Origin of the sequence: Nocardia sp. NPDC059154 (assembly GCF_042755705.1) — a bacterium.
Lineage (GTDB): Bacteria > Actinomycetota > Actinomycetes > Mycobacteriales > Mycobacteriaceae > Nocardia.
This window is the reverse complement of sequence record NZ_JBHZCS010000006.1, coordinates 6,252-29,948: the sequence shown is the minus strand read 5'-3', so window position 1 is coordinate 29,948 and position 23,697 is coordinate 6,252. Positions and strand designations below refer to the sequence as shown.

The following is a 23,697-nucleotide window of genomic DNA, read 5'->3' as shown; positions in this document are numbered from 1 at the left end:
ACCAGGTCACCGGTGCGGTACATGCGCTCGCCGTCCCCGAAGGGGTTGGCCACGAAGCGATCCGAAGTGATGTCCGGGCGCGCGACATACCCGGTCGCGAGCTGATCGCCCGCCAGGTACAGCTCACCCGCGACACCCACCGGAACCGGCCGCAGACGCGAATCCAGCACGTACACCTCGGTGTTGAACACCGGGCGGCCGATCGGCACGGTATCGATGTCCGCGTCCACGACCTGGTGGAAGGTGACGTCGACCGCGGCCTCGGTCGGGCCGTACAGGTTGTGCAGCTCCGCGCCCGTGAGTTCACGCAGCTTGTGCGCGGGCTTGGGCGACAGCGCCTCACCGGAGGCGAAGACCTTGCGCAGGCTGGTGCAGCGCGCGGCGGCCTCCTCGGCCACGAACACCGCGAGCATGGACGGCACGAAGTGGGTGACCGTCACACCCTCGCGGGCAATGAGATCCGCGAGATACGCCGGGTCGCGGTGGCCTTCGGGCTTGGCCACGACCAGCGTCGCGCCGATCTGCAAGGGCCAGAAGAACTCCCACACCGACACGTCGAAGGTGGCCGGAGTCTTCTGCAGGACGACGTCGTCGGTGGTCAGCCCGTAGGCCGCCTGCATCCAGACGAGGCGGTTCACGATCGCCGAATGCGGCACCGCCACACCCTTCGGGCGACCGGTCGAACCGGACGTGAAGATCACGTACGCGTTGTTCGACTCCCGCAGCGGCGCACGGCGATCCGCATCGGTGAGCGGAGCGGCCGAGTAGCTGGCCAGTTCCAGCATGTCGATGCGAACCTGCGCGGTATCGATCGGCAGGTCCTCGCCGGAGGTCAGCACGGTCACCGGGTCGGCGGTCTCGAGGATGTACTCGATGCGCTCGGCCGGGTGATCCGGATCCAGCGGCACGTAGGCGGCACCAGCCACGGTGACGGCGTACATGCCGACGACCAGGTCGATGGAACGCCGCATACCCAGGGCCACGAACGATTCCGCTCCGACACCACGCTCGATGAGCCAGCGCGCCAGGCGGTGCACCTGGTCGGCGAACTCGGCGTAGGACAGACTCGACCCCTCGAAGCTGAGCGCGGTCGCGTCGGGCGTCCGCTCCACCTGCGCCTCGAACATCGCGACCAGGGTCGCGGCCTCGGCCTTGTGCTCGGTGAGCACGGCCTCGACGTCGAAGGCGGTGTCGTTCCAGCGCTCGACGACCAGCTCGCGTTCGGGTGCGTCCAGCAGTTCGATATCGCCCACGGCCGCAGCGGGTTCCGTGGTGATGGCGGTCAGCACGCGCACCAGGCGGTCGGCGATGCGGTGGACGGTGTCCTCGTCGAACAGGTCGCGCAGGTAGCCGGCGCGGATGCGCAGGCGGGTGTCGAGCTGGGCGATGAGGGTCAGCGGGTAGTGGGTGGCGTCCGCGGCGTCCAGGCCGGTGACGGCCATGCCGTCGATATCGGCGGCCTGGGACCGGATGCCCTCGGCGTCGACGGGATAGGACTCGAAGACGACCAGGGTGTCGAAGAGTCCGCCGATGCCCGCTGCCGTCTGGATGTCGGCCAGGCCCACGTAGTGGTGGTCGAGCAGGTCGGCCTGCTCGCCCTGGGTGCGGGTGAGCAGCGCGCTCGCCGGCTCGGCCGGGTCGAAGGCGACCCGCACCGGCACGGTGTTGATGAACAGACCCACCATGGACTCGACGCCGGACAGCTGGGCCGGGCGACCGGACACCGTGGTGCCGAAGAGCACGTCCTCGCGGCCGGTGAGGCGGCCGAGCAGGATGCCCCAGGCGACCTGGAGCACGGTGTTCGGGGTGACGCCGAGGTCGGCGGCCAGCGCGGTCAGGCGCGCGGTCGCGGCCTCGTCCAGGTCGAAGAAGTACTCGCCGGACAGGGCGGTGATCTCGCGGCCCGCGTCGGGGCGGGTGAGCAAGGTCGGCTCGGAGACGCCGTGCAGCGACCGCTGCCACGCCGCCAGCGAGGCCGGACGGTCCTGCTGCGCAACCCATTCCAGGAAGTAGCGGTAGGAGCGCACCGGCGGCAGCACCGCGGTGTCGGAGTGCGTGGCGTACAGCACCAGCAGGTCCTGCATGAGCAGTGGCATGGACCAGCCGTCGAGCAGGATGTGATGGTTGGCCACGGCCAGCTGGTAGCTGTTCGCGGCGGTCCGCACCAGCGTGTAGCGGATGAGCGGCGGCGCGGTCAGGTCGAAGCGCTGTACGCGGTCGGCGGCGATGATCTCGGCCGCACGTGCCGCGCGGGCGTCCTCGTCGGCGATATCGGTCAGGTCGTGGTTGGTCCACGCCACCTGCACGCCGTCGATGACCACCTGCACCGGAACACCCGACGCGTCGTTCACGTAGGCGGTGCGCAGGATTTCGTGGCGTTCGATGAGCGCCTGCGCGGCCGACCGCAGCCGGTCGGCGTCGACGCGGCCCTCGAGGGTGAGCACCGCCTGCGCGGTGTACACGTCGACCGAGGTGGCGGCCAGCTGCGCGTGGAACAGCAGACCGGCCTGCAGCGCGGACAGCGGCCACACCTGGTTCAGCGCGCCGTACTGCTTCTCCCAGCCGTCGATATCGCGCTGGGTGACGCGCACCAGACCGAAGTCGGACGGGGTGTGCCCGCCCGCCTGCGCGGAATCGGCATGCCGGGCAACGGCTTCCAGCGCCGCGGTCCACAGCGCCGCGAATTCGGCGATCTCCTGCGCACCGATCAGCGTGCTCGGGTAGCCGATATTGGCGGTCAGCTTCTCCCCGACCACGATGGCGTTGATGTCGATCGGGGCCATGGCGGGCATGTCGCCGTCGTAGGCGCCGGCCAGATCCGCCAGCTCGGGAGCCGGGATCCAGCCGAAGCCGCGCAGCGCCTCCGGCACATCGCCCTCGTTGACGCGGCCCAGGTAGTTGAAGCTGACCTGGCCCGGCAGCTGCTTGGGCAGCTGTGAGGCGGTGTCGGAGTTCATGTAGCGCAGCAGGCCGTAGCCGATGCCCTTGTCCGGCACCGCGAGCAGCTGCTCCTTGACGGCCTTCATGGCCCGGCCCATGGCGGGCCCGCCGGTGAGGGCGGCGTCCACGTCGATGCCGGACAGATCGAAGCGCACCGGGAAGATGGCGGTGAACCAGCCGACCGTGCGGGACAGGTCGGCACCGGGCACGACCTCTTCCTCACGGCCGTGGCCCTCGAGGCGGACGAGGGCAGACTTCTCCCCGAGTCCCTTGGCGGCACGGAACTTGGCCACCGCCAAGGCGAGTGCGGTCAGCAGACCGTCGTTGACACCGCCGTGGAACAGCGCGGGCACCGTGGTCAGCAGCGCCTTGGTGGCCTCGGCCGACAGCTCGACGCGGTGCTTCTCGATGGTGGCGGTGACGTCGACGGCCGGATCCATGGCGCGCTCGGTGAGCAGCGGGTCCGGGCCCTCGACGACCGTGCGCCAGAATTCGAGTTCGGCCACGCGCTCCTCGGTGGCGGCCTCACGCTCGAGGGCGTGCGCCCAGGTGCGCATGCTGGTGGCGGGCGCGACCAGTTCGAGGGTCTGTCCGGCGGACAGCTGACCCCAGGCGGCGACGAAGTCCGGCACCAGGATTCGCCAGGTGACGCCGTCGACCACGAGGTGGTGCGCGGCGACGACGAGACGCCCAGCACGAGCGGTGCCCGATTCACGGCTCGCCGTGGCGTCCGACGGCTCCAGCCACACGAACCGGATGACCTGTCCCGCAGCCGGATCCAGCTTGCCGAGGGTGGCATCCAGTGCAGCCGTGGCGATCTCGACCAGCTGCGCGTCGGTGACGCCGGCGTCGAACTCGGTGCGATCGATCAGCGCATCCGCGTCGATCGTTCCGGGAGCGGCGGTTTCGACGATCCAGTCCGCGTCCGGCACCCGGCGCAGGCGCGCCCGCAGCATGTCGTGGCGGTCGATGACCGCACCGACGGTGGCGGCGATGCCCGCGCGATCTATGCCGATCGGCAGCTCCAGCGCCATGGTCTGGTTGAAGCGGCCGAACTCGCCCGGCCGGCCCGCCATGAAGCGCACGACGGGGGTCAGCGGCATGACGCCCACGCCGCCGCCCGGCAGCTCGGTCAGCTGCGGGGTCGAATCGCCCTGGCCGTCCGCGGTTTCCGCGACGGCGGCCAGACCGGAGACCGTGCGCTGCTCGAACACGTCGCGCGGGCTGAACACCACGCCGCGCGCCTTGGCCCGCGACACCAGCTGGATGGAGACGATGGAGTCACCGCCCAGGGCGAAGAACGAGTCGTCGATGCCGACCCGCTCCAGGCCCAGCACCTCGGCGAAGACCTCGGCGATGGTGTGCTCGAGGGCATTGCGCGGCGCGCGGAAGACCACCTCGGTGGCGAAGACCGGCTCGGGCAGCGCCCGGCGGTCCAGCTTGCCGACCGGCGTCAGCGGCACCCGGTCGATGACCATGACCGCCGACGGCACCATGTACGCGGGGAGACGCGCCTCGACATGCGCGGTCACGGCCGCCACATCGATCGAATGACCCGGCGTGGCCACCACGTACGACACCAGCGACGTCGCGCCCGCGGCGTTCTTGTGGCCCACGGTGACCGCGAAGTCGACGGACTCGTGCGAGGCCAGCGCGGCATCGATCTCGCCCAGCTCGATGCGGAAACCACGCACCTTGACCTGGAAGTCGGAACGGCCGACGTACTCGACCAAGCCGTCCGGGGTCCAGCGCACCACGTCACCGGTGCGGTACATGCGCTCACCCGCCACATACGGGTTGGCGACGAACCGGTCGGCGGTCAGGCCCGGCCGCGCGTGGTAGCCGCGCGCCAGCTGAATGCCCGACAGGTACAGCTCACCCGCGACACCCACCGGAACCGGGCGCAGGCGGTTGTCGAGGATCAGCGACTGCATGCCCCGGATGGGACCGCCGATGGTGACCAGGTCACCCGGCACCAGCGCATCGCTGATGTTGGTCATGATGGTGGTCTCGGTGGGGCCGTACCCGTTGTGGAACGCACGAATGGTGCCGTCCGCCAGCGGAACCGCCCACTTCTCCACCAGATCGGCGGGGACGGCTTCACCACCGGCGACCAGCACACGCAGCGAGTCGAGGCCCGCCGGTCCGAAGGTGGACAGCGCGGCCGGGGTGATGAAGGCGTGGGTGGCCTGCTCGCGGCGGATCAGCTCGGCGAGCTCCTCACCGCCGTAGGTGCCCGGCGGGACCACCACGAGGGTGCCGCCCTTGCCGATGGCGAGCAGGAACTCCAGCATGGACGCGTCGAACGACGGCGACGCGAAATGCAGTGCGCGCGAGGAGGAATCGAGCGCGTACCGCTCGGCCTGCTCGACGCTGAAGTTGGCCAGACCCGCGTGGGTGACCACGACGCCCTTGGGCACACCGGTGGAACCGGAGGTGTAGATGACGTAGGCCGGGTGCTCCGGACGCAGCGGGCGCACCCGCTCCGTGTCGGCGATCGCGCTGTCCGCGAACGCACCCAGCTCCAACTCGTCCAGTACCAGCCACTCGACCGAGTCCGGCATGTCCGCGCGCACCGACGCCACGGTGAGACCGACCGGCGAACCGGAGTCGGTGACCATGTGGGCGATGCGGTCGGCCGGGTAGTTGGGGTCCACCGGCACGAAGGCCGCACCGGTCTTGGACACCGCCCATTCGGCGAAGTAGGAGTCGTCCGACCGCGGCACGGCCACGGCGACCAGATCCTCGGCGCCGATGCCGCGCTCGATGAGCAAGCGCGCCAGGCAGTTCGAGCGCGCATCCAGCTCGCCGTAGGACAGACTCCGCCCCTGGAACACGACCGCGGTCGCGGCCGGATCGATGGCGACGGCGTCGGCGATGAGCTCGGGCAGCGTGCGCGCCGGGACGGCGGGCAGGCCGAAACGGGCCACCAGATCGGCGCGTTCGTCCTGGTCCAGGATGTCGATCGCGCCGACGCCGAGCTCCGGGTCGGCCGCGACGGCCTCGAGCACCCGCACCCAGCGCTGCGCGAATCCGGCCGCGGTGGCCTCGTCGAACAGGTCGGTGGCATAGGTCAGCGCCAGCGCCATCCCGGAGTCCTGCTCCGACAGCGTGAACTGCAGGTCGAAGCGAGAGATGTTCTCGTCGAGGTCGAGCGTGGAGACGGTCAGCCCCGGCAGCTCGATGCTGGTGCGATCCAGGTTCTGGAACGCCAGCATGACCTGGAACAGCGGGTTGCGGGCCTGCGAGCGCTCGGGCGCGAGCAGTTCCACCAGCCGCTCGAACGGCACGTCGGCATTGCCGAAGGCGTCGAGGTCGGTGTGCCGCACGCGATCCAGCAGGTCGGTGAACGACTCGGCCGGGTCGATGCCGGTGCGCAGCACCAGGGTGTTGACGAACATGCCGACCAGGTCGTCCAGCGCGGCCTCACCGCGACCGGCGACCGGGGTGCCAATCGCGATGTCGTCGCCGCCGGACAGCCGGGCCAGCAGCACCGCGAGGGCGCTGTGCATGACCATGAACAGCGACGAACCCCGGCGGCGGGCAACGTCTTCCAGCGCCGCGATGAGCTCCGGCGACAGCGTGCGCTGCAGCGTGGCGCCGCGGTGCGAGGCGATGGCCGGGCGCGGGCGGTCGGTGGGCAGGGCCAGCTCGTCGGGCACGCCGCCGAGCACGCGCTGCCAGTAGGCCACCTGGCGGGCCATGATCGAGGACGAGTCCTCTTCGGAGCCCAGCACTTCGCGCTGCCAGACGGCGAAGTCGGCGTACTGGACGGCCAGCGGGGCCCAGCCCGGGACCGCGCCCTGGTTGCGTGCGGTGTAGGCGACCATGACGTCGCGGGCCAGCGGGGACATCGAGAAGCCGTCACCCGCGATGTGGTGCACGACCACCACGAGCACATGTTCGGTGGCGTCCTCGCCGCCGACGCGGAACAGGCGGGCGCGCAGCGGAACCTGTTCGGCCACATCGAAGCCCAGCGTGGCGAAGGCGGTCACAGTGGCGGTCACGTCCTCGGCCGCGACGGTGACAGGCCGCAGGTCGAGGGCGATCTCCTCGGCCGGGACGACCACCTGCATCGGGGTGCCGCCGTGCTCCGGGTACCGGGTGCGCAGCGACTCGTGCCGGCGGACCACGTCCGCGACCGCGAGTTCCAGTGCGGCGGTGTCGAGTTCACCGAAGCGCGGGTCTACGGAGCGCAGGCGGATGGCCAGCGGCAGGTTGTAGGCCGCCGAGGAGGTGTCGTACTGGTTCAGGAACCACATGCGCTGCTGCGCGAACGACAGCGGCACCAGCTCACCGGCAGTGCGGGTGCGGGCCACGAGCTTGGCGCGGGACGCGCCGTCGGCATGCGATTCGATGCGGGCGGCCAGGGCCTCGACCGTGGTGGCCTCGAACAGGGTGCGCACCGCGACCGTGGTGTCCAGGGCCGCGCCGATGCGCGACACCACCCGGGTGGCGATGAGCGAGTTGCCGCCCAGATCGAAGAAGTCGTCGTCCAGGCCCACCCGCGGTAGATCCAGGACCTCGGCGAAGACGGCGGCGACCGTCTCCTGCACCGGGGCCTCCGGGGCGCGGAAGGCCCGCGCCTGCGCGGCCGGAGCCGGGAGCGCCCGGCGGTCCAGCTTGCCGTTGACGGTCAACGGGATTCGGTCCAGCACCACGATGGCGGACGGGACCATGTAGGACGGCAGCAGCTCGGCCGCGCCGTCGCGGACGGCGTCCACGGCCGGCGCGACACCGTTCTCCGGCACCACGTAGGCCACGATGCGCTGATCGCCCGGCTGGTCCTCGCGCACGATGACCGCAGCCTGGGCCACGCCCGGCTGGGCCAGCACGGCGGACTCGATCTCACCGAGCTCGATGCGGAAGCCGCGCACCTTGACCTGGTCGTCGGCGCGGCCCAGGTATTCCAGCTCACCCAAGCGGTTCCAGCGCGCCACGTCGCCGGAGCGGTACAGCCGCTCCCCCGGCACGCCGAACGGGCCGGCCACGAAGCGGGCCGCGGACAGGTCGGGGCGGCCCAGGTAGCCACGCGCCAATTGCGGTCCGGCGACGTACATTTCGCCCGCGACACCGACCGGCACCGGGTGCAGGCGGTCGTCGAGGACGTAGACGCGCAGGCCCGCGATGGCCCGGCCGACCACCGAACCGGTGGCGGCGGCGATGGTGTCGGCATCGAGCACGCGCACGGACACGTGCACGGTGGTCTCGGTGATGCCGTACATGTTCACCAGGTACGGCGTGGAATCACCGTGGCGGGCAACCCAATCCGACAGGCGGCGCAGCTCGAGCGCCTCACCGCCGAAGACGACGTAGCGCAGCGCCAGCGACTGCTGGTCACCGGCGGCGGTATCCGATTCCCGGCTCGCCGAGGTAGCGATCCGGTCCGCCTCGGCCAGCTGGTAGAACGCCGACGGGGTCTGGTTGAGCACCGTGACCTGTTCGCGGCGCAGCAGTTCCAGGAACTGCTCGGGCGAGCGGGAGACGTAGTAGTCGACCACGACGAGCTTGCCGCCGTAGAGCAGCGGGCCCCACAGCTCCCACACCGAGAAGTCGAAGGCGTAGGAGTGGAACAGGGTCCACACATCGTCGGGCCCGAAACCGAACTCGCGATCGGTGTTCGCCATGAGCCGCACCACGTTCCGGTGCGCCACGGCCACGCCCTTGGGGCGACCGGTGGAGCCGGAGGTGTAGATGACGTAGGCGACGTGGTCCGGGCGCAGCGCGGCCCGGCGGTCGGCATCGGTGACCGGCCCGTCGGCCGCGTCGACGATATTGCCCGCCTCCAGCGAGAACCCGTCCAGCAGCACGGTGTTCAGCTCGGCCGGGAGCTCGACCTGCACGGTCGAGTCGGTGATCACGCTGGTCGGCCGCGCGTCCGACAGCACGTAGGCGATGCGGTCGGCCGGGTAGGTGGGATCGATCGGCACGTAGCCCGCACCGGTCTTGATCACGGCCAGCAGCGCCACCACCAGATCAGCCGAACGCGGCAGCAGCACCGCGACCAGCGATTCCGGTCCCGCGCCCTCACCGATCAGGCGGCGCGCCAGCACATTCGCGCGGCGGTCCAGGTCGAAGTAGGTGAGTTCCTCGTCGCCGAAGCGCACCGCGACGCGCTCCGGATTCGCGGCCACCGCCAGGTCGAACAGGCTCGACAGGGTGGCGTCGGCCGCCACGAACGGACTGGCCAGGGCGGCCAGCGGGTTGGCCAGGCGCTCGGCGGACGCGCCCAGCGCGAGCAGGGCGGCGGCCTCGGGCGCGATGCCCGAGGTGCCCTCGGCGACAGCGCGTTCGGCCTCGGCGACCGCGGCCCGCGCGGTCTGCGCCAGCGCGACGATGTCCTCGCCCGCGGAGACCCAGTGCTCGGCCACATTGTGGCGCTCGCCCTCGCCCAGCAGGTCGATATCGCCGATGAGCGCGGCCGGATCCTCGGCGATCGCGCGCAGGATGCGAACCAGGCGCTCGGCGAAGGAGATGACGGTCTCGGCGTCGAACAGGTCGGCGGCGTAGTTCCAGGACAGGCCCAGCGAGCCGTTGGCGCGCTCGCTCACGGTGAGCTGCACGTCGAACTTGGCGGTGCCCGGGTCGAATTCGACGACCTCGAGTTCCAGGTCCGGCAGCGCGACCGCCGCGGCGTCCTTGGCCCCGGCGGCCTCGAAGGTCAGCGCCACCTGGAACAGCGGGTGGTGCGCCTGCGAGCGGACCGGGCTGAGCACGTCGACCAGACGCTCGAACGGCACGTCGGCGTGCGCGAAGGCGGCCAGGTCGGTGCGGCGCACCTGGGCCAGCAGGTCGCGGAAGGCGACGTCCGGCCGCACCTCGCTGCGCAACACCAGGGTGTTGACGAACATGCCGACCAGGTCGTCCAGCGCGCGTTCGCCGCGGCCCGCGATGGGGGTGCCGATCGCGATGTCGGTGGCCCGGGACAGGCGCGCGGCCCAGGTGGCCAGGGCGGCGTGCACCAGCATGAACAGGGTGACGTCGTGCTCGCGGGCCACGCCGGTCAGGGCGCGGTGCAGCTCGGCGTCGATCGAGAAGTCGTAGGTGCCACCGGCATTGGTGGCGATCTCCGGCCGCGGGCGGTCGGCGGGCAGCTCGATCTGCTCGGGCAGGTCGGCCAGCCGGTCGGTCCAGTAGGCGATCTGCTGGGCCGCCAGGGACTCGGCATCGGTTTCCGCGCCGAGGATCTCGCGCTGCCACAGCGTGTAGTCGGCGTACTGCACCGGCAGCGGCGCCCAGGCCGGGGCCTCGCCGGTGCTGCGGGACAGGTAGGCGGCCACCACATCCCGCAGCAGCGGGCGCAGCGAGACGCCGTCCGCGCTGATGTGGTGCAGCACCAGCACGACCACGTGCTCGTTTTCGCTGAGGCTGAGCACGGTGGCGCGGAACGGCAGTTCGCGGGTGACGTCGAAGAACACGCTCGCGAGCTGGGTGACGCGGGCGGTCAGGTCGGCCGCGGTGACGGTCTCGGTCCGCACCTCGAAGTCGACCTCGGACAGCGGCAGGATGCGCTGGTACCCGTCGCCCTCGACCTCGGGGTAGATGGTGCGCAGCGACTCGTGGCGGGCCAGTACGTCGCCGATGGCGGCGGTGAAGGCGGCCGGGTCGATCGCGCCGGTGAGCTTCAGCGCCACCGGGATGTTGTTGACCGCGGTGCGGTTGTCGAAGCGGTTCAGGAACCACATGCGCTGCTGTGCGAGCGACAGCGGCACCAGCTCTGGACGCTCCTGGGCGGCCAGCGCCGCGCGGGCGCCGGTGCCGACGCGCGATTCCAGTTGCGCGGCAAGGGAAGCCACGGTGGTGGCCTCGAACAGCGTGCGCAGCGGGATGTCGGCGTCCAGGGCGGCCGACAGGCGCGCGATCACCTGGGTGGCGATGAGCGAGTTGCCGCCGAGCTCGAAGAAGTCGTCGTCCAGGCCGACCCGGTCCAGGCCGAGCACGTCGGCGATGGTGCCGGCGACCGTCTGCTGCACCGGCGTGGCCGGGGCGCGGTAGGTCTTGGCGGCGAAGGTGGGCGCGGGCAGCTGCTTGCGCTCCAGCTTGCCGGAGGCATTGAGCGGGAAGGCATCCAGCACCATGAAGGCGGCCGGGACCATGTAGGCCGGAAGCTGCTCGGACAGTTCGTCCTTGACCGTGTCGAGGTCGAGGTGACCGTCGGCGGCGATCAGGTAGGCGACCAGCTGATCGCCGGTGCGCTCGTCGGTGCGGACCACCACCACGGACTGGGCGATCGACGGCAGCGAGGTGAGCGCCGACTCGATCTCGCCGAGCTCGATGCGCAGGCCGCGCAGCTTCACCTGGAAGTCGGTGCGGCCCAGGTACTCCAGCTCGCCATTGCCCGTCCAGATGACCAGGTCACCGGTGCGGTACATGCGGGCGCCGGCGCCGAAGGGGTTGGCCACGAAACGATCCGCGGTCAGGTCGGGGCGCGCCACATAGCCGGTGGCCAGCTGATCGCCCGCCAGGTACAGCTCACCCGCGACACCCACCGGAACCGGCTTCAGACGCGAATCCAGCACGTACACCTGGGTGTTGAAGACCGGCGCGCCGATCGGCACCGAGGCCAGGTCGGCGTCGGTGACCTCGTGGAAGGTCACGTCGACCGCGGCCTCGGTGGGGCCGTACAGGTTGTGCAGGCGAGCGCCGGTCAGTTCGCGCAGCTTCTGCGCGGTCGGCGCGGGCAGGCCCTCACCGGAGGCGAAGACATTGGTCAGGCTGACGCAGTCGGCCGCGGCCGGCTCGGCCACGAAGACCGCGAGCATGGACGGCACGAAGTGGGTGACCGTGACGCCCTCGCGGACGATGATCTCGGCCAGGTAGGCCGGATCGCGGTGGCCGTCCGGCTTGGCGACCACCAGGCGCGCGCCGACCTGCAAGGGCCAGAAGAACTCCCACACCGACACGTCGAAGGTGGCGGGGGTCTTCTGCAGCACCACGTCGTAGGCGGCCAGCCCGTACTGGGCGTGCATCCACACCAGACGGTTCACGATCGCGGCGTGGCTCACGGCCACACCCTTGGGGCGGCCGGTGGAGCCGGACGTGAAGATCACGTACGCGGTGTTCTGCGGGCGCAGCGGCGAGCGGCGCTCGGCATCGGCGACCGGGGTGTCGGCGAAGCCGGACAGGTCCAGCTCGTCGATCCGGACCTGGCGCGCGTCAACGCCTTCCAGGTCGCCGCCGGAGGTCAGCACGCAGACCGGCTGCGCGGTCTCGAGGATGTACTGGGTGCGCTCGGCCGGGTGATCCGGATCCAGCGGCACGTACGCGCCACCGGCGACGGTGACCGCATACATGCCCGCGACCAGGTCGATGGAGCGGCGCATACCCAGCGCCACAAAGGATTCCGGGCCGACGCCCTCGGCGATGAGCCAGCGCGCGAGCTTGCGGACCCGAGCCGCGAACTCGGCGTAGGACAACTGTGTCTTATTTTCCGGGCTCCGCCCGGGCGTCCCCTCGAAGGTGACAGCAGTCGCTTCGGGAGTCAGCGCGACCTGCGCCTCGAACAGCGAAACCAGCGTCGCCGCAGCGCCTTCGGAGATCTCCGGCAGTGCGGTGTCCAGCTCGAACGCGGTCTCGTTCCAGCCGACCAGCAGCTGGCGACGTTCGGCCTCGCTCAGCAGCTCGACATCGCCGACCAGCTGGGTCGGGTCCGCGGCCACGGCGATGAGCATGGCCACGAAGCGCTGCGCAAAGATATCGGCATACTGCGCGTCGAAAAGGTCTGTCGCATAGACGAGTTCGGCGTCCATGGCCGCGGTGTCCAATTCGCGGCCCGCCGCGGCACCGTCGATGACCTCGCTCAGCGTCAGCTGCAGATCGAACTTGGCCGACTGCTGGTCGATGGCCAGCTCGGACACGCTCAGCCCCGGTAGCTCCAGCGAGGCGCGGCCCAGATTCTGGAACGACAGCATGACCTGGAACAGCGGGTGCCGGGCCTGCGAGCGGGCCGGGTTGAGCACCTCGACCAGCCGCTCGAACGGCACGTCCGCGTGGGCGAAGGCCTGCAGATCGCGTTCGCGCACGGTCTTCAGCAGGTCGGTGAAGCTGGTGCCGGTGTCGACCGGCGACCGCAGCACCAGGGTGTTGACGAACATGCCGACGAGATCGTCGAGGGCCTGCTCGCCACGGCCCGCTACCGGAATGCCGACCGCGATGTCCTCGGTGCCGCTCAGGCGCGCCAGCAGTGCGGCGAAAGCACTGTGCACCACCATGAACAGGGTGGTGCCATTGCTCTGCGCCACCCGGTTCAGGCCGGCGATGAGCTCGCTCGGCACCTGGAACCGGTGGGTGCCAGCGTCGTAGGACGCGACGGCCGGGCGCGGCTTGGCCGACAGGCGCAGCTCGTCCGGCAGGCCGGACAGGGTGCCGCGCCAGTAGTCGAGCTGCTCGGCGATGAGCGAGCGCGGATCCTCTTCCGAGCCCAGCGTTTCCCGCTGCCACAGCGCGTAGTCCGCGTACTGCACCGGCAGTTCGGTCCAGCCCGGGGTCTCGCCGTTGCTGCGCGCGATGTAGGCGGTCATGAGGTCGCGCACCAGCGGGTTCATCGAGAAGCCGTCGGCGGCGATGTGGTGGGCCACCAGCACCAGCACGTGGTCGTCGGCCGCGAGGCGATAGGCGCGCAGGCGGACAGCGGTCTCGGTGGTGACGTCGAAGCCGCGGGCGGCGAAGTCGTAGACCGCGGCGAACAATTCGCCCTCGGTCACGTCCAGCACATCCAGCTCGGGGATGGCGCGGCCGGTGGGCAGCACCTTCTGGTAGGCGACGCCCTCGTGCGACGGGTAGAGGGTGCGCAGTGACTCGTGCCGCGCCACCACGTCGGCGATGGCCCCGCGCATGGCGTCGAGATCCAGTGCGCCGGTGAGCCTTACGGCCGCCGGGATGTTGTTGGCGGCCGAGTCCGGATCGAATCGGTTGAGGAACCACATGCGCTGCTGCGCCAGCGATAGCGGCGGGTACTCCGGCCGGGACCGAACCGTGAGGGCCTGGCGCACACCGGTTCCCGCGTGCGACTCGACGCGGGCGGCCAGCGCCGCCACGGTCGGGGCCTCGAACAGCACGCGCACGCCGATCTCGGCGTTCAGCGCGGCGGCCAGACGGGCCACCACCTGGGTGGCGACCAGCGAGTTGCCGCCCAGCTCGAAGAAGTCGTCGTCCACGCCGACGCGCTCGACGCCGAGCAGATCGGCGAAGATCTGCGCGATGATCTCCTCGATCGGGGTCGAGGGGGCGCGGAAGCGCTTGGCCTCGAAGACTGGCGCGGGCAGCGCCCGGCGGTCCAGCTTGCCGGAGGCGTTGACCGGGAAGGCGTCCAGCACCACGAGCGCGGCCGGGACCATGTAGGCGGGCAGCGAGCCGCTCAGCGCGGCCTTGACCGCGTCGACGTCCACGACCGCGTCGGCCTCACGCACCACATAGCCGACCAGCTGATCACCGGCGTGCGCATCTGTGCGCACCACCACGACCGACTGGGCGATGGCCGGCTGCGCCAGCAGCGCGGCCTCGATCTCGCCGAGCTCGATGCGCAGACCGCGCAGCTTGACCTGGAAGTCGGTGCGGCCCAGGTAGTTCAGTTCACCGTCGGCGGTCCAGGAGACCAGGTCGCCGGTGCGGTACATGCGGTCGCCGGAGACGAACGGGTTGGCGACGAAGCGATCGGCGGACAGGTCGGGACGGCCGAGGTAGCCGCGCGCCAGCTGATCGCCCGCCAGATAGAGCTCACCCGCGACACCCGGCGCGACCGGGTGCAGGCGGGCGTCGAGCACGTAGGTCTCGGTGTTCCAGACCGGGCGGCCGATCGGCACGAACACGGTGTCGGTGTCCACGACCTCGTGGTAGGTGACGTCGACGGCCGCCTCGGTCGGTCCGTACAGGTTGTGCAGCCGCGCACCGGTCAGCTCGCGCAGCTTCTGCGCGGTCGGCGCGGGCAGCGCCTCACCCGAGGCGAAGACCTGCCGCAAACGCGGTGCGGGGACCGAGGAGTCGCCGTTCTCGTTGCCGAGGGTGGCGACGAACACCGACAGCATCGACGGCACGAAGTGGGCGGTGGTGATGCCGGTCTCGGCGATGACCTGGGCCAGGTACACCGGGTCGCGGTGGCCGTCCAGCCTGGCGACCACCAGGCGGGCGCCGGTCTGCAGGGGCCAGAAGAACTCCCAGACCGACACGTCGAAGGTGGCCGGAGTCTTCTGCAGGACAGCGTCGTTCGCGTCGATCGGGTACTCGTGCTGCATCCACAGCAGGCGGTTCACGATCGCACCGTGCTCGACCGCGACACCCTTCGGGCGGCCGGTCGAACCGGAGGTGAAGATGACGTAGGCCGTGTGCTCCGGCCGGATCGCCTGTCCCCGTTCGGCATCCGTGATCGGCGTGTCGGAGTAGGCCTCCAGGTTCAGGGTGTCGACCTCGAGCACCGGCACATTGCGGCCGGTGACGAAATCGTCGCGACTGGTGGTGAGGATCGCGACCGGGCGGGCGGTGTCGAGCACGTGGTCGATGCGCTCGTCCGGCTGATCCGGATCCAGCGGCACGTACGCGCCACCTGCCTCCAGCACCGCGTACATGGCGACGACCAGATCCAGCGAGCGCCGGATGGCCAGCGCCACATGCGATTCCGCGCCCACGCCCTGGGCGATGAGCTTGCGGGCCAGCCGGTGCACCCGCGCCGCGAACTCGGCGTAGGACAGAACTGTCCCCTCGAATTCCACGGCAGGCGCATCGGGGCTGGTCAGAGCCTGTGCTTCGAACAGCGACACCAGCGTGGCGGCCTCGCCCTCCGGCAACGCGGGCAGCACCCGCGCCAGGTTGAACGCGGTGTCGTTCCAGTCGTCGAGCACCCGCTCGCGCTCGTCGGCGACCAACAGGTCGATATCGCCGAGCGGCCGGTCCGGGTCCGCGACAACGGCTGCCAGGATCAGGTCCAGGCGGTGCGCGAAGGCCGCGATGGTGGACTCGTCGAAAAGGTCCAGCGCATAGGAGATCTCGGCGGACATGCCGGCGTTCTCGCCGTGGTCGTCCTGCGCCTCCTGCAGGGTCAGCTGCAGGTCGAACTTGGCCAGGCGGGCGTCGTAGTCGATGCCGTTGACCGAGAGCCCGGGCAGTTCCAGGCTGGCCTGCCGGGTGTTCTGGAAGGTCAGCATGACCTGGAACAGCGGGTGGCGAGCCTGCGAGCGGGCCGGGTTGAGCACCTCGACCAGCCGCTCGAACGGCACGTCCGCGTGCGCGAAGGCGTGCAGGTCGGTGTCGCGGGAGCGGGCCAGCAGATCGGCGAAGGTCTCGCTGCCGTCCACCTCGGTGCGCAGCACCAGGGTGTTGACGAACATGCCGATCAGGTCGTCGAGCGCGGCCTCACCGCGGCCGTGCACCGGGGTGCCGATGGCGATGTCGCCGGTCCCGGACAGGCGGGCCAGCAGCACCGCGAGCGCACTGTGCATGACCATGAACAGCGAGGCATTGTGCCGGCGGCCCAGATCCACCAGCGCCTGCTGGGTTTCGGCGGAAATGGCGAACGGGTAGGTGCCACCCTGGTAGCTGGCCACGGCCGGACGCTGCCGGTCGGCGGGCAGCACCAGCTCGTCCGGCAGATCGGCGAGCGCGTCGGTCCAGTAGCGGATCTGCTTGGCGATCAGCGAATCCGGGTCGTCCTCGGAACCGAGCACCTCGCGCTGCCAGAGTGCGTAGTCGGCGTACTGCACCGGCAGTTCCGCCCAGGCCGGGGCCTCCCACGAGGTGCGGGCGGCGTAGGCGACCATGACGTCGCGGGCCAGCGGGCCCATGGACCAGCCGTCGGCGCTGATGTGGTGGACCACCATGCCGAGGATGTACTCGGTCTCGCTGATCTCGAAAAGCGCGGCGTGCAAAGGCACTTCGTCGGTGACGTCGAAGGCCATGGTGGCCAGCTCGACCAGGTGGTCGATCAGATTCGACTCGGTGACCGGCACCGGCGTCAGGTCGGGCACGATCTGCGCGGCGTCCAGCACCCGCTGCACCGGGCCGTGCGCGGTCTCCGGGAAGACGGTGCGCAGCGACTCGTGCCGGTCGATGACGTCGATGACCGCGACCTGCAGGGCCGCGATATCGAGCTCACCGGAGAGCCGGATGGCGACCGGGATGTTGTTCACCGCCGAGGCGGTGTCGAAGCGGTTGAGGAACCACATGCGCTGCTGCGCCAGCGAAAGCGGGACCTCGCTGGGCCGCTCGCGGGCCACCAGGGCCTTGCGGCCGCCGTCGCCGACGTGCGATTCCACCCGGGCCGCCAGGGCTTCCACGGTGGCGGCCTCGAACAGCATGCGCACCGGCACGCGGGTGTCGAGGGCCGTGCCCAGTCGGGTAGCCACCTGGGTGGCGATCAGCGAGTTGCCGCCCAGTTCGAAGAAGTCGTCGTCGACGCCGACCCGGGCGATGCCCAGCACCTCGCCGAAGATCTGGGCGACGATCTCCTCGATCGGCGTTGTGGGAGCACGGAATTCGCGCACCTCGAAGCGCGGCGCGGGCAGCGCGCGGCGGTCCAGCTTGCCGGAGGCGTTCACCGGGAACGCGTCCAGCACCATGATCGAACCCGGCACCATGTAGGCGGGCAGGGTGCGCTGCAGCGAGGTCTTGACGCCGTCCAGATCCACCGGGCCGCCGGCCACGATGTAGGCGACCAGCTGATCGCCGGCCACGGTGTCGATGACCAGCACCACGGCCTGCTGCACCTTGGGGTGGTCCAGCAGCGCGGTCTCGATCTCGCCGAGCTCGATGCGCTGGCCGCGGAACTTCACCTGGAAGTCGGTGCGGCCGATGTAGTCGATGACGCCCGGGTCGTTGTGGTTCCAGCGCACCAGGTCACCGGTGCGGTACAGGCGCGAACCCGGCTCGCCGTAGGGGTTGGCGACGAAGCGCTCGGCGCTCAGGTCCGGGCGGCCGAAGTAGCCGCGCGCCACCTGGACACCGCCCAGGTAGAGCTCACCCGGGACACCCGCGGGCACCGGGCGCAGGCCCTCGTCCAGCACATAGGTCTGCGCGTTCCACACCGGGCGGCCGATGGGCACCGAGGTGACCACGGGCGCGTCGATGGGCGCGTAGGTGGCGTGCACGGTGAACTCGGTCGGGCCGTACAGGTTGTGCACGGCCGCGGTGGAGAAGCGGCGGAAGGCGGTCACGGTGGCCGGCGGCAGCGCCTCACCGGCGACCAGCACCGCACGCAGCGACAGGCATTCGGCCGACGAGGCGCTGGAGGCGAACACGCTCAGCATGGACGGCACGAACGAGGTCATGGTGACCCGGTGCCGGCCGATGACCTCCGACAGGTACATCGGATCGCGGTGGCCGTCCGGCGCGGCGACGACCTGCTGTGCGCCCACGGCCAGCGAGCCGAACAGCTCCCACACCGAGACGTCGAAGGTGACCGGCGTCTTCTGCAGGATCACATCGGTGTCGTCGATGTCGTATTCGCGGGTGATCCAGGCGATCTGGTTGAGCACCGCGGCGTGCGGAATTGCCACGCCCTTGGGGCGGCCGGTCGAGCCGGAGGTGAACAGCACGTAGGCGGCATTGGTCGGCCGCAGCGGCGCCAGCCGGTCCGCGTCGGTGACCGGGGCGGCGCTGTAGTCGCCCAGATCCAGCGAATCCAGGTGCAGCACCGGGCAATCCGAGGATTCCACCGCATCGTCGGCGGTGGTGAGCAGCACCACCGGCTCGGCGGTGCGCAGCACGTAGTCGGTGCGCTCGGCCGGGTGGTCCGGGTCGATCGGCACGTAGCCGCCGCCCGCGGTGAGCGTGGCGTAGATGGCGACCAGCATGTCCACCGAGCGGCGGATGCCCACCGCGACCAGGGACTCCGGGCCCACGCCGGCGTCGATCAGCCTGCGCGCCAGGCGATTCACGCGCGCGGAGAACTCCGCGTAGCTCAGCTCCTCGGCGGGGCCGAACATGCTGCCGCTGCGCTCGCCCGGATCGAAGATCAGCGCGGTGGCGTCCGGCCGGATCCACACCTGCCGCTCGAACAGGTCGAGAACGGTTGCGGCGGAGGGGAGTTCACGCGCGGTGTGGTTCCACGCGTGTAGCACGGTCTCGCGCTCACCGGCGTCGAGGACGTCGATGTCGCGCACCACGGTGTCCGGTGCGGCGACGGCGGTTTCGAGCACGCACAGGTAGCGCTGCCCGAACTCGGCGACGGTCGAGGCGTCGAACAGATCGGTGGCGTAGGACAGCACCACCGCCAGCCCGGCCGGCTCACCGGCCAGGCCGCGCTGCTCGGTCAGCGTCCACTGCAGGTCGAACTTGGCGATGTCGACCTCGAGCTCGTCCGCGGAGACGGTGAGGCCGGGCAGCTCCATGGAGCCGTGCGACATCTCCTGGAACGACAGCATGACCTGGAACAGCGGGTGCCGGGCCTGCGAACGGGTCGGGTTGAGCACCTCGACCAGCCGCTCGAACGGGACATCGGTATTGGCGAAGGCCGCCAGGTCGGTCTCCCGGGTGCGGGCCAGGAAGTCGGTGAAGCGCTGGGCCCCATCCACCTCCGAACGCAGCACCAGGGTGTTGACGAACATGCCGATCAGGTCGTCGAGCGCCTGCTCACCACGACCGGCGACCGGGGTGCCGATGGCGATGTCGCTGGTGCCCGAGAGCCGGGACAGCAACACGGCCAGCGCGCTGTGCATGACCATGAACAGCGAAACACCCTGGGCGCGCGCCAAACCCGCCAGCCGGGTGTGCAGCTCGGCCGGAATGTCGAAGGTGACGCGGGAGCCGTGGAAGCTCTGCACCGGCGGACGCTGACGGTCGGCCGGGAGGTCCAGCTGATCCGGCAGCCCGGCCAGCGCCCCACGCCAGTAGGCGATCTGGCGGGCGGCCATGGACTCGGCATCGGATTCCGAACCGAGCACCTCGCGCTGCCAGATGCTGAAGTCCTGGTATTGCACCGGCAGCGGCGCCCACGCGGGCTCCTGGCCGGCCACGCGCGCCAGGTAGGCGGCGGTCATGTCACGCGAGAGCGGCCCGAACGAGAAGCCGTCCGCCGCAATGTGATGCACCACGAAAGCGACCGCGAGATCGACCTCGTCGGCATCGAGCGCCGCCGCACCGGCGACCCGGAACACGCGCACGCGAATCGGCAGCTGGGTCGACACATCGAAACCGGCGGAGGCGAATTCCGCCAGCGCGGACGGCAATTCGGCCTCGGCGAGATCGATGACCTCGATGCCCAGCTCCACCTCGGACATCGGCAGCACCTGCTGGAAGCCGCCGTCGCCGGACTCGGGGAAGATGGTGCGCAGGGATTCCTGGCGCGCGACCACATCGGCCAGCGCCAGCTGCAGGGCCTTGATATCGACCTGCCCGCGCAACCGCACCACGAACGGCAGGTTGTAGGTGGGGACATTCGGGTCGAACTGGTTCAGGAACCACATGCGCTGTTGCGCCAGCGACAGCGGCACCCGATCGGGGCGCTCCTGCGCCACCAGCGGAGTACGCGAAACATCGGACGGCCCAGCGGCTTCCACCCGCGCGGCGAGGCCCGCCACGGTGGGCGTCTCGAACAGCGCGCGCACACCCAGGCGGGTACTGAACGCGGCCGAGATGCGGGCCACCACCTGGGTGGCGACCAGCGAGTTGCCGCCCAGATCGAAGAAGTTGTCGTCGACGCCGACCCGGTCGTGGCCGAGCACATCGGCGAACACGCCCGCCACGATCTCCTCGGCGGCGGTGCGCGGCGCGCGGTAGCCGGCGGCATCCGCGCTGAACACCGGCTCCGGCAGGGCCTTGCGGTCCAGCTTGCCGGAGGTGTTGAGCGGGAAGGCGTCCAGCACCATGATCGACGCCGGAACCATGTAGGACGGCAGCTTCTCGGCGGCGAAACGGGTCAGCTCCGCCGGATCGATGGACTGGCCGGGGACCGGGACCACGTAGGCGACCAGCTGCTGACCGGTGGCGGTGTCCATGACCAGGACGGCGGCCTGGCTGACGGTCGGGTGGGCCAGCAGGTCGGTCTCGATCTCACCGAGCTCGATGCGCTGACCGCGGAACTTCACCTGGAAGTCGGTGCGGCCGATGTACTCCAGCGCCCCGGCATCGTTCCAGCGCACCAGGTCACCGGTGCGGTACATGCGTTCGCCGTTGGGCGACAACGGGTTCGCGACGAAGCGATCCGAGGTCAGATCGGGACGGCCCTTGTACCCGCGGGCCAGCTGACGGCCCGCGAGGTAGAGCTCACCCGCGGCGCCGATGGCGGCGGGCCGCAGCCGCGAATCCAGAACGTAGACTTCGACATTCCACTCGGGTAGACCGATCGGCACCGTGACGGTGTCGGCGGCGGTGTTCTCCCAGTAGGTGACCGACACTGCGGCCTCGGTGGGGCCGTACAGGTTGTGCAGGCCGGCCGAGGTGATCTCGCGGAAGCCCGCGCCGGTCTCCGGCGGCAGCGCCTCGCCGATCACGAAAACGTACTTCAGCGAGGCACACTGGGCCCGGGTGGCGTGCGCGACGAAGACCGTCAGCATGGACGGCACGAAGTCGGTGACCGTGACGCCGTGGCGCTCGATCATCTCCGCCACGTACAGCGGATCGCGGTGGCCGTCCGGGGTCGCCACGACGAGCTTCGCGCCCACCAGCAGCGGCATGAAGTAGCCCCACAGCGACACGTCGAAGGTGGTGGCGGTCTTCTGCAGGTAGACATCGTCTTCGGTGAGCGGATACTCGTCGAGCATCCACAGCTCTTGATTGACGATGGCGTGGTGGGTGACGGCGACGCCCTTGGGGCGGCCGGTCGAACCCGAGGTGTAGATGACGTAGGCGGTGTTGTCCGGGCGCAGCGGGGCCAGGCGATCCGCATCGGTCACCGGCTCCGCGGAGAAGCCGGAGACGTCGAGCGTGTCGATCTCCAAGCGCCGCACTGATTCCGGCAGCTCGAGCTCATCGCGAGCGGTGGTCAGCACACAGACCGGTGCCGCGGACTCGAGGATGTAGGCGGTGCGGTCGGCCGGGTGGTCCGGGTCGATCGGCACGTAGGCGCCACCGGCGCGCAGCACCGCGTGCATGCCGACGACCAGGTCGAGCGAGCGGCGCATGCCCAGGGCGACCAGCGATTCCGGGCCGACGCCGTCCTCGATGAGGAAGCGGGCCAGGCGATTGACGCGCGCACCGAACTCGGCGTACGTGAGCTGCTCGCCCTCGAACTCGACGGCGACATTGTCCGGAGTCAGCGGAATCTGCTTGTCCAGCAACGCCGGCAGCGTGGTGACCGGCACCTCGTGCGCGGCGGAGTTCCACTCCACCAGGGTGCGGGTGCGCTCGGCCGCGGTGGTGATGGGCAGGCCCCAGACGGGCTGCTCCTCCCCCGCCGCCAGGAAGCGGTCGAAGAACTCCAGGAACCGCGCGTGGTGACGCTCGGTCTCGTCCTCGGAGTACAGGTTGGGGTTGGTCTCGAAATCGATGTGATTCCGGGTGCCCTTCACCGACTGATAGAAGTTGACGCCCAGATCCTCGATGGAACCGGTAGACAGCACGCTGTATTCACCGGTGATGTCACCGAGCACGACCTCGTTGTGGAACAACATGATGTTGACCCACGGGCCGAAGAACTGCGAGCCCACCTCGCCGCCGGTGAACTCGCCAGTGGCGGTGCCTGATGCACGGCTCGCCGTGTCCCGGCGAATGTCCTCGGCACGGTAGCGCTGGTGACGCAGCGCACCCGACACCTCCACCTGCACCTGCTTGAGCAGATCGGTCACGGTCACGCCGTGGCCGACGCGCAGGCGCAGCGGCACGATGTTCGACGCGGCGCCGCCGGAGCGGCGCATGATCGCGGTGGTGCGCGCGGTCACCGGGAGGCTGAGGATGACGTCCTCGCTGCCGGTCCACTGCGCGAGATAGGCGGCGAAACCGGCGATGAGCAGACCCGCGGGCGACGACTCATGGCGCGCCACGGCGTCATCGAGCAGCGAGCTCTGGTCCTCGCTGAGCGCGCCCGTGGCGATCCGGTTGATGGCGGCCGGCGGCGCGGAGCGACCGACCAGGCTGGTGCCGTCCTCGAGCCCGGCGACCCGCTCGGCCCAGTACTCCTTGTCGGACTTGAAGCGGCTGCTCTCGCGGTAGGCGAATTCCTGCTCGACCAGGGTAGGCAGGTCGGTCAGCTTGTGCGGCGCGGGCTCGACGCCACGGACGTACGCGGTGTACAGCTCGGCGACGCGGGTCATGTAGGTCACCGCGCCGAAGCCGTCCAGCACGATGTGGTGGATGCGCGCGTACCAGTAGTAATGACCGTCGGCCAGTTTCAGCATGGCCGTGCGGATGAGGCGGTCCCGGGTGAGGTCCAGCGGGGCGCTGTAGTCGGCGCGCATCCAGGCCTGGGCCGCGGCGGCCGGATCGGCCTCATCGGTCAGATCGACGTGGTAGATGGTGCGGTCCAGCGAGTGGTCCACCATCTGCATGGGCTCGCCGTCACGCTCGACGATGCGCAGGAAGCCCGACCCGAACTCCTCCGAGCCGTGGACCATGGCGCGTTCCAGCAACTCGATGTCGAGTTCGCCGCGCAGTTCCACGTACTGGGCGATATTGATCGGGACCTGCGGGTCCAGGTGCTGGGCATACCAGATGCCGAGCTGCGCCGGCGACAGCGGGAAAAGTTCGCCCGATCCCGGTGCGATTTCGCTGCCAGCTTCGCCGATGCCGCCGAAATCCAGCCGGTCCAACCCAAACCTCGCTTCCGGAACACCACGACACGCAGCGCTCCCCGCCGAAAACCCGAACAGGACGCCACGCCTGCTTCAGCGTGGCGTC

1 protein-coding gene is annotated in these 23,697 nt (G+C 70.3%); it reads right to left on the bottom strand.

Annotated elements, in window-relative coordinates; translation table 11 throughout:
• Positions 1-23,609, bottom strand: a 23,609-nt coding sequence (locus ACFXN1_RS07550; protein WP_379463522.1) for a non-ribosomal peptide synthase/polyketide synthase, incomplete at its 3' end; no start/stop codon positions are given.
• Positions 23,610-23,697: the final 88 nt, after the last annotated feature.